At 42.5% G+C, this 15,297-nt stretch carries 7 protein-coding genes; all 7 read right to left on the bottom strand.

Annotated features, from left to right (window positions below):
• Position 1: 1 nt before the first annotated feature.
• Positions 2-1,480, bottom strand: a complete 1,479-nt coding sequence (locus ABJD64_RS22115) for a sulfatase (RefSeq protein ID WP_348181544.1) — start codon at positions 1,478-1,480, stop codon at positions 2-4.
• A gap of 31 nt (positions 1,481-1,511) precedes the next feature.
• Positions 1,512-3,479 carry a glycoside hydrolase family 97 protein gene (locus ABJD64_RS22110; RefSeq protein ID WP_348181542.1) on the bottom strand — a complete coding sequence of 656 codons (1,968 nt, stop codon included), beginning with the start codon at positions 3,477-3,479 and terminating at the stop codon, positions 1,512-1,514.
• A gap of 10 nt (positions 3,480-3,489) precedes the next feature.
• A complete protein-coding gene (locus ABJD64_RS22105) occupies positions 3,490-5,337 on the bottom strand; it encodes a glycoside hydrolase family 36 protein (RefSeq protein WP_348181541.1) in 1,848 nt (615 codons plus the stop codon).
• Entirely contained in the window at positions 5,327-6,664 is a 1,338-nt protein-coding gene (locus ABJD64_RS22100; protein WP_348181540.1) for a vanadium-dependent haloperoxidase, read from the bottom strand. The genes ABJD64_RS22105 and ABJD64_RS22100 overlap by 11 nt, the downstream gene beginning before the upstream one ends.
• A gap of 4 nt (positions 6,665-6,668) precedes the next feature.
• Positions 6,669-10,217 carry a VCBS repeat-containing protein gene (locus tag ABJD64_RS22095; RefSeq protein WP_348181539.1) on the bottom strand — a complete coding sequence of 1,183 codons (3,549 nt, stop codon included), beginning with the start codon at positions 10,215-10,217 and terminating at the stop codon, positions 6,669-6,671.
• A 100-nt stretch (positions 10,218-10,317) separates the two neighbouring features.
• Positions 10,318-11,829 (bottom strand): RagB/SusD family nutrient uptake outer membrane protein, encoded by a 1,512-nt coding sequence (locus ABJD64_RS22090; RefSeq protein WP_348181538.1) that lies wholly within the window; start codon positions 11,827-11,829, stop codon positions 10,318-10,320.
• A 36-nt stretch (positions 11,830-11,865) separates the two neighbouring features.
• Complete coding sequence (locus ABJD64_RS22085; protein WP_348181537.1) at positions 11,866-15,198, bottom strand: TonB-dependent receptor; 3,333 nt, start codon at positions 15,196-15,198, stop codon at positions 11,866-11,868.
• Positions 15,199-15,297 lie beyond the last annotated feature (99 nt).

Raw genomic sequence — 15,297 nt, 5'->3', positions numbered from 1 at the left:
ATCAATCCGTTTTTAGCACTTCATATTCAGGATTAACACATTTGTCACCCCATATTTCATACATAAATTTTAATCCTTCTATCCCTTCCGGGTATTGACCTTTATCATCAGTTGAAGTAATCCAGTTTTCTAGTATTTTTCTGTTCTTATCCAGTTCCTTCTTAAAATCAGGACTGGCAGCTAGGTTCACCAATTCATCGGGGTCATTTTTTAGATCATAAAGCTCTTCGGCCAGTCTTTCATCTTTCCAAAAACGAGCCTGAATTTCATTTAATTCACCATCCTGATAAGCTTTTCGCATTCGCTGAGTCACTTCCCATGCATCTCGATAGCTTGGTTGCATGTATGGGCGATCGGTGTTGAAATTTCGAATGTATTTGAAATTTTCTGACCTTACAGATCTGATGCGATCAATGGAAAAATCACAGCGATCCCGGGCCGATATTACATAGTCACGAGGTTGGTAATCATTGGCCAGAAAGTCTTTTCCTTCAGTGTAATCAGGTAGCGGAATATTGGCGAGTCCCAAGGACGTACTTCCAATGTCCAACCCGCTGATCAAGTCATCATTGACCGTGCCTTTTTGAATCTTGCCATCTTCTCCGAAATAAGTAAGAATGAAGGGCACCTTGATACCTCCTTCGTAAAGAAATTGTTTGTGCCTCCAAAGGCGCATGCCATGGTCTGAGAAGAAAAATACATACGTGTTATTGAGCATCCCGTCAGCTTCAAGCTTTGTCATAATATCACCGACAGTTTTGTCGGTCAGCTCTACGGATTCCAAATAGTTTGCCCATTCTTCCTGCATATAGTCTGTTTGTGGGTAGTAGACTGGTAGTTTTAGACCATCTGGATCGATTTGTCTTACTACTCTGTCCTGAAAGGTTTTGCTATAAATGTACTTGTTGCCATACAGCTGAATTTGGCCAAAATATGGTTGACCCTTTTTCCTCAAACTCCAATCAATTTCTTTTCCGACAAGGCCATACATCCCATTGTCTCTATATTCCCCTGAATACAGGCTGTCTCTTACATACTGAAAATTGTAATCGTCTTTTCCTTGATTGAAGGTGAAATAGCCTTCCTTTCTAAAAATTTCTGGGAGTGTTTTTACATGATCTGGCAGTTTGATCATAGAGGCTTCCGTTCTGGAACTGTGGTGATTGTGTGTGCCCAAAGTGGTTTGCATAGTCCCTGTGATAATAGCGGAGCGTAACGGCGAACAAACCGGTGCTGGCATGATGGTGTTTGTAAATCGCACCCCATTTTTGGCGAGCTTATCAATATTTGGTGTATTGACATTTGGATCACCGTAGCAACTCAGATTAGGGGATATATCCTCCACATAGAGCCACAGAACATTTGGCCGTTCTGCTTCTTTTTGAGGCTCTTCAAATGAGGATAAGAAAAACAACGATGCCAATATTGGCACTAATAGCACGCTGCGTCTCTTGCTGATACTTTTATTTGTTATTTTCATTTCTACAGTTTTTTCAATCCCTTATGATATTTTATTTTTTAGTAATTATGGCAGCCCATCCTCCTCCATTGGCGAGACTCGCCGGAATCACATCTTTGTTGGTAATATTTTTTACTACTCTTTTATAATCCTGCGCATACCTTTCCGCATTAACTCCGTCCTGAAAAATCTCAATGTTATAATTTCCATCTTCAAGAAAAGACAGATCTATAGCTATGGTTCTTGCTTTTTCATCCGTCATTGCTCCTAGATACCAGGAATCCCCACTCCTTCTGGCGAGTGCCACATAATCTCCAATTTTCGCTTCCAATACTTTTGTGTCATCCCAAACTGTCGGGAATTGAGCAAGGAAGGCGGTAGATTCATCTTCTCTCAAATAGTTGCTTGGGTTATCGCAAAGCATCTGCAAAGGGCTTTCAAAGATGGCATACATAGCCAGTTGATGACATCGGGTACCCATGCTCATGGGGCGATTCCAACTGATCCTAAAATTTTCTTCTTGTGCATTGATCATTGCACCAGGTGTATAGTCCATTGGTCCTGCCACCATTCTGATAAATGGCAAGGTTAAGTTGTGCTGGGGCGTAATGTAGCTGGCCCACTTGTTGTTCTCAGCTCCTTTCACACCCTCTCTTGTGAGTACATTGGGGTAGGTTCTTCTCAATCCCGAAGGCTTGTAAGATCCATGAAAATCAACAATCAGTTCCCGTTTGGCACATTCTGAAGCTATTCGCTCATAATAATTCACCATCCATTGATCGTCTCGTTGCATGAAGTCAACCTTAAGACCTTTGGCACCCCAAGCTTTAAAAGTGTCCAAAGCCTCCTGAAGTTTCTGATCTAGTGAACTCCACGTCACCCAAAGTACAATACCCACATTTTTTTCAGCTCCGTACCTCATGAGTTCTTTCACATCCACTTCTGGGACTATGTTTAACACATCGCCCAAAACGTACCATCCTTCATCAAGAATGATATATTCAATGCCATATTTTGATGCAAAGTCAATGTAGTACTTGTATGTATCCGTATTGACCCCAGCCTCGAAATCGACACCATAGATATTGTTATAATTCCACCAATCCCAAGCTACTTTGCCTGGCTTGATCCATGACGGGTCTTTGATTCTTGAGGGTTCCGCCAGCTGATAGGTCAACTGGTTGGTGATTAGATCGGCATCATTCTTTGCTATACAAACAATTCGCCAGGGGAAACTTCTTGCTCCCTCTGTTTTAGCAATGTAGTCGGCCTCCTTAGAGATTCTAATACTTCTATCATCTGTCCATCGCTTGTTATCTACTTTTTCTTCAAGTCCCGCTTGTGGGAATACGGCTTGCAGCGTATTGCCTGTTGCTCCAGTCAACCACATGCCAGGATAATCAAGCAGTCCTGTTTCCGTAACCAGCAGTTTGATCTTATCAGAAGATTCGACCAGTGTGGGTAGGCTGCAAAGGTCCTTTTCTGAAAGTGTATCCAGACTGTTGTACTCATAGAGGCGCTCATTGTGTGAAAAGAACTCACTTTCTCTCGGAAAATACACATTGTTATTACCTGAAAAATTAAACTCAGCCCTTTCAGAACGAACGATTAATTCCTTTTTATGACTAGTCTCAAATCTGTACGCAACGCCATTGTTATATGCTCGAAAAGTAACGCTATACTTTCCTTTGAAAACAAGCTCGAGCTCATTAAAATTATCCTGGATTTCCTCACTTTTCACCCTCAATTCCGGATACAATTTTTGATCGACGGATCGTTTGTTTTCTTTGATGACCTGAGGGTTTTGACCTAATACAGTACCACTCCCAACTGTCATTGACAAAGTCGAGGCATCCATAATTGGCTTGCCGTCCACCAATACAGAATAAGTAATGTTGTCATTAATGGTAATCGTTAATTTAACGGCACCGTCTGGAGAAACCAGGTCATAGCCCTTAGCAATTAGTGCATCATTCGCCCATAAGGCCAAGGTTAAGAGTATAATAAACGCTTTTTTCATAGGTATTGAATTAGTCTAGCTGTGTGAAGGAAATCAGTCCTGATGGCGGAACTTCAAAAGAGAAAACCCCTTCTTGTAAAGAGACTGTTTCACTGATGGTCTCTTTTCCCAGACAATCTTGTATGGTGTATTGAAATTGCGAGGACTTACCCTTCACATCAATTACTATTTTTTTTGAGGTTTTAGCGTTGATGATATCGAAGGCCATACCCGTCGAAATTTCCAGCGGCACTACCATGTTGGTGAAAACCGCGCTTATTTTTTTCTCGCTACTCCATCCGGATAACATGGGATAATTCATTAATGGATTCGAGGGATGAAATTGACCATCCAGCAACACCTCTCTATTCTTTAGCCAGTAGGCCGTATAAAACTGGATCATTTTGAAATGGTCTTCTGGAATATCTGCCAACCGAACAGAAATCTGCGGGACTGAAAACATGACGTTGAGTAATTGCAATGCTGCGGTCTCAACGGGCTCGTCGTAGTGCCACATAAGCATATCTGCATGAACAGCCGTATTTCCACTTAGCATTTTCAGGTCTGATGTTCCGATTCTGTTGATAGTTGCTACATTGGGGCAATCGTCGGCGCGGAACATATTACCATACTTCCGCATAGCCGGCCCTACGTAAGGCCTGCGAAATTCTATCATAATATCCGGCTTTATCTTTCGTAAAGCAGACATAAGCTCGGTCATCAGCACATCTGTAGCTTCGTTGACGGAGGCATAATCCCGACCATCATTGGCGACTAGTTTTGTATCCTTATTAGCGGTAAACCTTGCCATAAAATCAAGTTTAAAACCATCCAAATCCCAATCTTCAACGGCCTTTACATAAGTGGCTATAATAAATTTCCTAACCTCAGGAAAGCGTGGATCCAAAACATATGTGCCCTGACTCTTCCAATGGCTCAAGGTTTTCCCTTTCATTCTTTCAAAGGCCTTTGATTTTTCACCAACGAACGGTACGGCATACCAAAGGATAAATTTCATTCCCAGGTCATGGACTGCTTTTACAAATTCCTTCATCTCGGGAATTCGTTCTGGCTCCCAGTCCCCAGTATAGGCGTATCCTCTGTTGCTATCCATGGTTTGCCATCCATCGTCTATAATGATGGATTCAAACCCCATTTCTTTGGCGAGCTTGCATTCCTTGAGCAAGGGTTCCATGGCCACGTTCTGATGATAACTGTACCAGCTGGAGTACACTGGCATTCGGGCGACTTTGGGTACCTGGGCCGGCGTATATTGCTCAAATGAGGCCCACCAATCCGCTACATCATTAAGCGCCTGCGAATAAGGTACCGGACGACTGTCTAATCTGATCTCTACTCGATAGGTTGAAAGCGCTCTATTCTTTTCTGTGAAAAATTGAATTTCGTTGTACATCATACCGTCTTCTTCCCTCACCGCTGTAGTAGAAATGACTGTATTGAGTACCTCTGATACCGCAAAGGTCTGGCGATTGGAATCATCATGGCCAAAGAGACAGATGACAGGAGCTTCCCGTGCCAGCATGGATCGAACGGTGGATGGCCCCCAATCCGGAGCAACCGTTTTGTCCAGAAAACTATGACTACTCCAATAACCGGCAATATTGTTCGATGGCACCCCCCATTTTAAGGAAAACTTGGATGGGACAGCTTTCTGAGGGCTAGTAAGTGTAAGAGTAGCAATTTCGACGCCTGTCACTTCTTGCCTGACTTCAATCTCTAACTTAAAATCATTAAACTCACCATTTACGGCTACGTCATTACCGCCCAAATTAAAAACCTGGTTGGGGTTTTGAGCAAAGGTTGTATAAGCTGTAAAAGTCAGAATTATTACGACTATTCTTTTTAATTTAATTTTCACTTTCTGTTAATTTATTTATGACAAATCGTCCTAATTTTTTCCCCTGCCCCACTCCTTTTTCAATCGCTGGCATGTAGTGGATGCCACCATACAATCGGCTAATGGCTGCTTCATTTGATGCCTCAAAGAATGAATCAAAAGCTCTTATCGGCAATCCGAATGGCACTTCGGTTGAATCCTGAAAATGGTAGGCTTCACCAAAGAAATGCGTCAGTATTGTTGCGGCACTCGAAGATGCCACACTATGACCGCTCGTATGCTCCGGGAAAGCAGGTGTTTGTAAAATGGGCTGCCAGTCTTCATCTATGTATCTATTGATGTAGGTTTCCGGGCGAATGAGGCTGCTTCGATATTTTTCATCCCAACAACTGATAAATGCGTCTGCTAAAGTCAGGGACAATTTGGCAAGCACTTCGGCAGATTTAACTTCTGCCAAATCTTCTGCTTCTATCACTTGGCAAGCGATATGAATCCAGTGACCACCTGGTGAAATTTGCTGATCATAATACATCACATGCCCGTTAGTATGAGAAATGTTAGGGTTGCAATCCCAGAATTTAGCTATCGCGAATTGCTCTTCATTGATTGACCTGACCACCTGATAGACCTCAACAGCGCCTTGATAAAAGGCTGACTCCTGAGCGATATCAAATGAGGTGGGCGACCCGGGATTAAACTGGTTTGCTGAGTCCAAAAGGAATGGCCTCAATGTATTCCAATGTGGCTCGATTGCCTCCGCATAATCCGGTGGCGTAGGCTGCCATCTACCAGCTTCGGAGTTTACAATGTAGGCCATGTTGGATGTGCGTTGATTATACCCATCGGCATTGGCCCAATCAAGGATGTGCTCACCTATGCTTCTACCGAACTCAACTGATCGATTGTAAATATCTTCACCAATATCTGTCTTGGCTGCAAGACTTAGATAATTGGTCTCAATTTGTTCAATAGCTGACGCATCGTAGACCAAAGATCGCGCGGTAGTCATAAATGCTACGGCTCCGGCCATTTGAAAATCATATTTTGCTTGTTCGTTTGGAAGGGGAGGTGTGCTGAGTCCATTCAGTTTAACTGATAAAGAAGTGGATTCCTCATTTTCAAATCGATTGGCTTCATAGGCCGCAATATTTGCATAGGCATAAATCCTGCTAGCTACAGGTGGTGTGAAAATATCTGAAATAATTACATCACTCAGCTTTAAATTAAGCTCAGAAAGTTTAGGAATCGAAGTGAATAACGGCAATTCAGTATCTGCTTCTGTTTTACGCTTCGCATCACAACCTGCGACCAAGAGCCATCCAATAAGAATTATCAATATTCTCGTCATCCGCTTATTTATTGTCTTTTTTAATTACCCTGCCGTTTCCCAGATAGTCCACGACCTCTACCTTGATGGCATTTTTTGCCCAGGCCATTTTTCTGGTTGACTGTGTGAGATAGGAGGATCCATAATATATTTCCTCTCTGCTAATCTTGCCGTTTGAGTTATGGATGAGCACAAACCGATCTTGTGACCTTAAGTCAATCAGCTCCTGAATGGGAGTCTCTGTGGTATATGAAATAGATTCCGCGTCATTATTAAGCACCAAACAAATTGGGCGATGCTGGGTATCCATAATTTTTGCTATTCCTCTTGTATTTCCGTCGGCTACAAATCCACTTTGTGCCGAATTAACTGGCTGAAAAGCACCTTTGCCATTCCCTTTTAACAATAGCCCACTTTGTGCATCGTATTGTCCTACAGACACCTCTGCGCCATAAAAATTTCCAACCAACAAAACATCCAGGAAACCGTCTTGATCATAGTCATCTATACAGGTACCAAAGACTGGAGCAAATTGCGCTTCTATTGGAAGTGCCTTAATTGAAAATTCTCCATTTCCTAAATTTTCTAGATAGCTGCTTTCAAACCACTCACTTTTCAGAACGTATGCCTCAGTAATTTCCTGTGGAGACAAGGTTTGCTCAAAAGACGCATCGGCATAAGACTGGTAAGTTTTGAAACGAGGGCGCATGGCACTCATTTGAGTAATCATTAAGTCTCTGGGATGCATCACCTGCTTTTGTCCCTGAATGTAATAGGTCATCACAGGGTCTATTCGGCCATTTTTATCGAAATCACTGGCATAGATCTCGACTGGTTCGATAGCTGACGCCTTTAATCTTGAATTCAATCCCAAGTTTCCAACGATATAGTCCACATCTCCGTCCTGATCGAAATCGGCACCGTTGATGCTATTCCACCAACCACTACTCTCCTTTATTCCTGTATTGACCTCAACTAACTCACGGCCTGAGCTTCTAAAGAAGCGAATAGGCATCCATTCTCCAACGACGATAAGGTCTATAAACCCGTCCGTATTGAAGTCGGTCCATAGCGCTGAGGTAACCATCCCCACCTCAGATAGCGCTGGGCATATTTTTTCAGTTACATCTTCAAACTTTCCTCGGTTATTTTCCAACAGATAGCTTTTGGCTGCCATTGGATAGGAGCCTGGAACGACCCTACCTCCCACAAACAAGTCTAAATCTCCATCATAATCATAATCTGCGGCAACCACACAAGACCCACTGGAATTGATTTTGGGAAGTGCATTTTTGTCATGAAAAAACCGACCATCACCAACATTAAGATAGAGTCTATCCTGATACTCATCTGCATTTCCCAAATGACTACTTCCTCCGCTTACCACGTACAAGTCCAAATCACCATCATCATCAGCATCAAACAGAAGGCTTCCCATGTCTTCATAAAGGGAGTCTTGGTGGATTACATTATTCGAGAAACTACCATCCTCATTTTGCCTAAACAGGTGCCCCAAAGCGTTTGCTGCCCCACCCACATAAAAGTCATCATCGCCGTCCTCATCTATATCGCCAACCGCTATTCCGGGACCAAATTCTGAAATTTTATGTGGCAATAGTGGCTGCACCTTGAAATCAACAAACAAATTTTCTTTGTGGGCGAAATTTATGCCCCTACTTTGATCAACTCTTTTGAATAAAGTTTGTATATCTGTTTTTCTAGCAATTTCTTCGTTGTCATCGCGATAGGTGACGCTTAGCGTCTTATTTGCTTGAATGCTTCTAATGGTTTCCTTGCTTTGATAAGGCCATTGGACAATGACAGAATCTACTGCGTTAGCATTTCCTATTCCAAAGTGTATCTCATTGTTCATTGAAGATTGATAGCCCCGGGTCAATTGATGTTCGTAGTATTGCGGCTTTCCGTCGACCCAGAGCCAAATTTTGACACCTATTCCGGCCATATTTCCTTTAGGACCTCGTAAGTCGATTTTCAAATAATTTCCTCCGTCAAACAGGTTTGAATTGTTTTTATAAATGTGTGCCTTGTCTCCGATGTTGTTGATAACCATATCTAAATCTCCGTCGTTATCCAGATCGGCATATATTGCTCCATTCGAGCATGAGGGAACATCACCACCCCATTCCCAGCTTTTATTTTCAAAAGAGAGATTTCCTTTATTCTCATACAAATAGTTCGGCACTTTCACTTGAGGTAAGGCGAGCATCACCTTTTTCTTTTCGTCCAGTACGGCCTCTCTTGAGCCAAACGGGGAGGCGTTTTGACGTTGTTTGTAGTGCACATAGTCGAGATCACCAAGGTCTCTGTAGAAACCATTCGTGATTAAAAGATCCTTGTCGCCATCATTGTCGTAGTCGGCAAACAGTCCACTCCAACTCCAATCAGTGGCGTCGATACCGAGCAGTTGACCAACCTCATTGAACTTACCATTCCCGGCATTTAGTTGAAGGGTGTTTCTGGTGTATTGTGGATCGTAGCCGGTCTTTACGGCTATTTGAAATTTGTCATAGCTAGACGCAGGAATAATGGTTTTCCTTCTCTTGTTGTCTTCGGGAAGCATATCCAATACGAAAATATCAGGAAGTCCATCATTGTTGATATCCGCCACATCTGATCCCATTCCTGCGAAACTGGTGTGTTTTATGTATTTGGAAGTTTGGTCACTAAAGGTGCCATCCTTCTGATTTATGTATAAGATGTCATTGGTTAGAAAATCGTTGGCTATATAGATGTCAGGCCAACCGTCTTGGTTGATATCGCTAGTATTTACACTCAGGCTATAGCCTTCTATCAGAATACCGGCTTCTTTCGAAACATCCGTAAACGTTCCATTACCATTGTTTCTATACAGTTTATCCGTACTGGCAGCTTCTCCATTGATCCGTTTTTTTTGAATATAGTTTACATCCGTGAGCGTGTTGTCTATTGGGTTTAAAATCATGACCACATCAAGGTCTTGATCCAGGTCGTAGTCAAAAAAGCTAACCTGCATGACCTGATCTTTATTGGCCAACCCGTAGGCCTCAGCGGATTCGGTAAATGTTAAGTCACCATTATTAATATACAGCAGGTTGGACTTTCCAAAGGAACTGTTTTGCGGCCAGGAAACACTGACGTATACATCCAGCCAACCATCCTGGTTGACATCGACCATTGTGGCTCCAGTACACCAATCAGACGAGATCAAGCCCGCCGATTGGGTAATATCTTCAAAAGATAGGTTCCCTTTATTGATATATAACCGGTTTGACACATCGTTTCCTGTGAAAAAAAGATCGGTTAATCCGTCGTTGTTGATGTCCCCGCATGCCACTCCTCCACCATGATAGACATTCATGAAATTGTAGATGTTGAGCGTATCTGTTTCTATGATATCATTCGAAAAGTGGATGCCCGTAGCATCAGGGTTCATTAGTTCAAATCTCTTCTTCCTACTATCGCAAGACACAAATGAAAAGATGAACAGAATCAAAAAGAAATACTGAAGTTTCACGAGTGTCGAGACGAAGACCGTGCTGTTATTTCGGATAAACATGGGTACTGCTTTGTTCATTTCACTTTCTCTAAATCCGATTTTGACTGGTTTATTAGATGAGTAATAAGAAAAGAGGTAAACCTGAATCATCTCCAGGCCTACCTCTTAGGTTAATGTGTTAATACCCCGTGTTTTGATTCAGTACCCCACCACTACGGGTAATTTCTGAATCAGGAAAAGGAAACAATTCGTTTCTGTCATTCCAGCTAGCACCAAATACACTAGAACCAATGCCCCATCTTACGATATCGAACCATCGGTGAGGTTCAAAGGCCAATTCATGTCTCTTTTCTAACCTGAGTGCAACCGTAACGTCGCCGGTAAAAGCACCCAAACCGGCACGAGTTCTGATGTCATTGATCTGTATAGCCGCATCACCTGGCCGGCCTTGCTCTATCAATGCCTCTGCATACAAAAGCTTTAATTCGGCAAACCTGAACCACCTTTCGTTACTAAAATCTACTCTTCCATTTACATGATGGTTTCCGGAGACTACGTTGCGTTGACCTCTATACTTTTTGATGTTGTAGCTTGAAGATGACCAAGCCGGATCATAAGCTTCGACAGTATACCTACCCTGAGTATTGGTACCATACCACATATCACCGGATTGATAAATATCATTGGCCAACCTTAAATCTCCCACTTCATAAGAATTGACCAGATCCTGAGAAGGAATGTAAGCACCTAGTTTTCCTCCTGTCACAACTCTTGGGTCCCAATAATAAGGCCTCTCATGGCCTTGGCTAGCTTTGACTGCTTCTGAATGAATGTCATCAAACACCCAGTGGTTGTCATCAGAGAAAGGCCCGCCAAATTGGATTTCGAATATCGACTCCGCATTGTTTTCGTTGTCCCAGGCAAATACGTCAGCATAATTAGGCAACAATTGATATGGTCCATTGGTGATTACATCCTCGAAGGCAGTAATAGCCGCTGGCCAATCCTGTTTCCAAATGTTGACCTTACCGATGTAAGACCTCGCGGCCCAAGCTGTTGCTCTACCCAAACCGGCATCACCCCAAGTTTCAGGGAGACTGCCAGCCGCCTCAGAAAAGTCGCTCAAAATCTGCTCGAACAGTGCATCTTGAGTGGCGTTTGGTTGAGCCAAATCATTCAAGTCCTTCAGCACTTCAGTAACCAATGGGGGTGTTCCCCACATCTTTAAGGCCTGAAAATGTAAAAAAGCTCGTAAAAACTTAGCTTCTCCGGCGTATTGCAATTTTTCAGCATCAGTCAATTCATTTTCTTCCTCTACTTTTTCAATTACAATGTTGGCCCGAAGAATACCCTCATAAATCATAGAATAGATGGACTGAAAGGTCAGATTACTTGAAAGAAAGTTTTGCTCCTCAAGATCTCTATCCGTAAATCTGGCAGCCGGATCAACATCGACATCATCTGTAGTAGTCAGTGATATCTGCCAGTACTCAGCTCGCTCTCCTAATGTCTCAGTACTTGTACCCCAAAACTTTTGGATACTTGAATATGACCCGTAAATCGCGCCGTCAAAATCCTCTGTAGTTTTGTAAAACGCTGACTCGGACAACTGATCCAATGGGGCTAGGTCCAGGTCATTACAGCTATTAAAGAATAGCGTTATTGCTAATAATGCATATATTTTTTTCATGACAAATCTTTTTTTAATGATCATACAAACAACTGTTTAAAACTTGACTTGCCATCCGACCTGAAAAACTCTCGGCTGAGGAGAGTATCCTGAATCTTGTCCTGTGGCCAACGTAAAATCACCTTTTTGGAAACTTGTTCCTCTTGTCACCTCAGGATCAAATCCGCTATAGTTTGTGAACGTTGCCAAGTTTTGAACAGAAACATAGAACCTGGAATAGGTAATGAATCCGTCGAAAACACTGCTGAGTAATGATGTAGGAATAGTATAACCTAATTGAATGTTTCTAATTCTTAGGTGATCACCATCCTCTATCCATCTATCAGAATACCTTCTGTTGTTATTTGGGTCATCCCAATGTGCTCTTGGCATTGAAGTTGACGGGTTTTCCGGCGTCCAGCGATCCAGTACTGCTGTAGACTGATTGCCATAGCTATACATATCTTCGAAGCTTCTTCTGACCTGATTGTAAATCTGATATCCACCTACGCCTTGCAGAAGAACTGAGAGGTCGAATCCTTTGTAACCTGCAGATAAGTTGATGCCATAGAAGTAATCTGGAATAGGATCGCCCAAATTGGTTCTATCTTCAGCGTTGATCTCACCGTCTCCATTGACATCTACAAATCGAATATCGCCAGGTGCACGTTCACTGGAATTTACATCCGGCACTGCAGCATCTACTTCTGACTGCGTTTGAAAAATTCCGTCTGTAACATAACCGTAGAAATGGCCTATAGCTTCTCCTTCAATAGTTCTGTGCGTTTGCCCACCGCCTACACCAGTAATGATCTCAGCCTGTGCCAAATCCACGACTTCATTTTTTACTGTCGTTATATTTCCACCGATGGAATAAGTGAAATCTCCGGCTCTGCCTCTATATTGTAGATCAAGCTCAATACCGCTATTTTTGATAGTACCGGCATTGGCCTCTGCAGGAAGAAAATAGCCAGAAACACTCGGTATTGGTAAGGAAACCAAAATATCCTGAGTTTCTTTCTGATAATAATCAAAGGTTAAATCTAATGCCCCTTCCAACAAACTTATATCTGTTCCAATATCTATTTGAGTACTGGTTTCCCATTTAAGGTCTCTGTTTGCAAAACGAATAGGCACCGGGGCTCTTACCACGTTTTGTCCTGCTCCGACTACGTAATGAGGAGTAAGTGCAAGGGTACTCTGGTAAGCAAAATTTACACCCGTAAACTGGTTGCCCGACTGCCCCCAAGAGGCCCGAACTTTCACATCACTTATAAAATCACTCTTTGGAAAAAAGGACTCATTGCTCAACCTCCACCCTAAAGAGAAAGAAGGAAATATGTCACCTCGATTATCGGAAGAGAGCCTTGAAGAAAAGTCTCTTCTCACGTTTGCCGTGAATAGATATTTATCTTTATAGGCATAGTTGATACGTCCAAGAAACCCTCTTAATGCCCAGTGATCTGCTTCAGAATTGAGTTGCTGTGTTTCAGACAAAGTAAGTAATTTCAGATCACTATTTACCAAATTTCGGGCAGTAGCCCCGATATTCTCATACTCGAAATTAGTTTCTTCATGACCAATCATTGCTGTCAAAGAATGGTCACCAAATTGCTTAGTGTATGTCAAGGTATTCGCAATATTGGTTGTCAATTCTATTCCACGGCGCACAATCAAAACATCGTTGGTGTCGTCTCCTGGCTGCCCATCTGTGTCAATTCCTGCTGTGAAAAATGAATCTTGTCCAATGTTATAATCAATACCCGCGGAGAGTCTATATTTTAAACCTTCTATCAGCTTGACTTCGCCATAAACATTACCCAATATCTTTCGCGGTTTGGATAGTTGCTCTCCCACACGTTTGTCATTGAGGAGCAAGAAGTTTGTACCATTGGCATCTCCCACTATGTCATCATTCGTCAGGCTATATCCGAATGGACCATCTCCATAAACAGGATACCACGGTGCGTTCTTTGCTGCCGCGCTTCCTGTCAAGGCTACATCTTGATTCTGACTGTTTCTATCTGTAAAACTCACAAGAAGAGACTCTCCAAATTTGAACCTTTTACCAGCATTTATGTCCGAATTGACCTTAAAAGTGTAGCGCTCTAGTTGCTGGCTTGGTTCAATACCTTCGGATAACAAGTAGCTTCCTGAAATATTGAAGTTGGCATTTTCGGTACCTCCACCAATTGAAACATTGTGAGATTGCATTTGAGCATCTCTGAAAACAGCATCTTGCCAATCTACGAAAGGCTGACCTCTAAATTGACTGAAATCACTTGATCCTAACTCATCGTGAAGGTCAATATATTGCTCGGTGTTTAACACATCCCATTTTTTTCTGACCTGAGATATACCTGTGTACCCATCATACGAAAGCGTCATTCGCTCTCCTTTCTTGCCTCTTTTGGTGGTCACAATGATGACACCGTTTGCGGCGCGAGCTCCATAGATTGCGGCAGCCGAAGCGTCCTTCAATACATCTATGCTCTCGATGTCATTGGGATTAATCCCCATCAATGGATTTGACTCATCGGTAGAAGTCGAGGTAGCTGTAAAATTATTTGTCAATACCATTGGAATACCGTCGATCACCCAAAGTGGCTGGTTGTTTCCGGTAGTACCTACACCTCTAATTCTTACATTGATGGGTGCGCCGGGGTCACCACTTCTGTTAGTGATTTGCACACCAGCAATTCTTCCTGCTAAGGCCTGGTCTGCACTTACAATTGGTTTGTTGACAATATCTGCTGACGAGATTGAGCCTACCGCTCCAGTCAGGTCAACTTTTCTTTGTGTGCCATACCCAACTACTACAACTTCGTCGAGTTGCTCAGCATCTACCTCTAGCTGAACGTCCAATGTCGATCTTCCTCCAATTGAAAGCTCTTGCGACTTATAACCTACAAAAGAGATAACGATGATGGCATCCTCAGGGGCGGTCAACGAATAATTGCCATCCAAATCAGTGATGGTTCCATTTGTTGTGCCTTTCACCAACACTGATGCGCCTGGAAGTCCTTCTCCGTTTTCGTCGGTTACCTTACCCGTTAGGTCAACATCGGCCAGGGCCACAAGAACAGGTTTGTAGGATTCATTCTTTTTCACTTTAGTTACTGAAATATTGTTGTTGACCTGTCTGAACTTAAGTTTGGCCTGCTTTGATACACTCTCAAGAATATCGGCAACAGTGCCCTGCTGCTTGGGAATGAGAATCAACTTATTTGCATTCACATCCTTGATGTGGAAGTAGAAATTAAAATCAGTAGTTGATTCAATTTGAGCAAAAACTTCTGCTATAGAAATTTGCCCCGAATTTATGTTTGCTTCTACTTCTTTTACGCTCTGGTATTGTGCCTTTGCATCAGAAGCAACGACAATACTCATGAATAAGCACTGTATTATAAATACATAAAATGAGTATACAGAAGTCATTTTAATAATCCGTATAAATTTAGAATTCATATCTTTGTAAAGATTTGTGGA

Origin of the sequence: Reichenbachiella sp., assembly GCF_039944555.1 — a bacterium.
GTDB lineage: Bacteria > Bacteroidota > Bacteroidia > Cytophagales > Cyclobacteriaceae > Reichenbachiella.
This window is presented reverse-complemented; position numbering and strand designations above follow the sequence as displayed.

What these genes read in the sequence shown, in the direction of transcription:
- ABJD64_RS22115 (WP_348181544.1), bottom strand. Translation starts at nt 1,480, where the DNA reads ATGAAAATAACAAATAAAAGTATCAGCAAGAGACGCAGCGTGCTATTA.
- ABJD64_RS22110 (WP_348181542.1), bottom strand. Translation starts at nt 3,479, where the DNA reads ATGAAAAAAGCGTTTATTATACTCTTAACCTTGGCCTTATGGGCGAAT.
- ABJD64_RS22100 (WP_348181540.1), bottom strand. Translation starts at nt 6,664, where the DNA reads ATGACGAGAATATTGATAATTCTTATTGGATGGCTCTTGGTCGCAGGT.
- ABJD64_RS22095 (WP_348181539.1), bottom strand. Translation starts at nt 10,217, where the DNA reads ATGAACAAAGCAGTACCCATGTTTATCCGAAATAACAGCACGGTCTTC.
- ABJD64_RS22090 (WP_348181538.1), bottom strand. Translation starts at nt 11,829, where the DNA reads ATGAAAAAAATATATGCATTATTAGCAATAACGCTATTCTTTAATAGC.
- ABJD64_RS22085 (WP_348181537.1), bottom strand. Translation starts at nt 15,198, where the DNA reads ATGAGTATTGTCGTTGCTTCTGATGCAAAGGCACAATACCAGAGCGTA.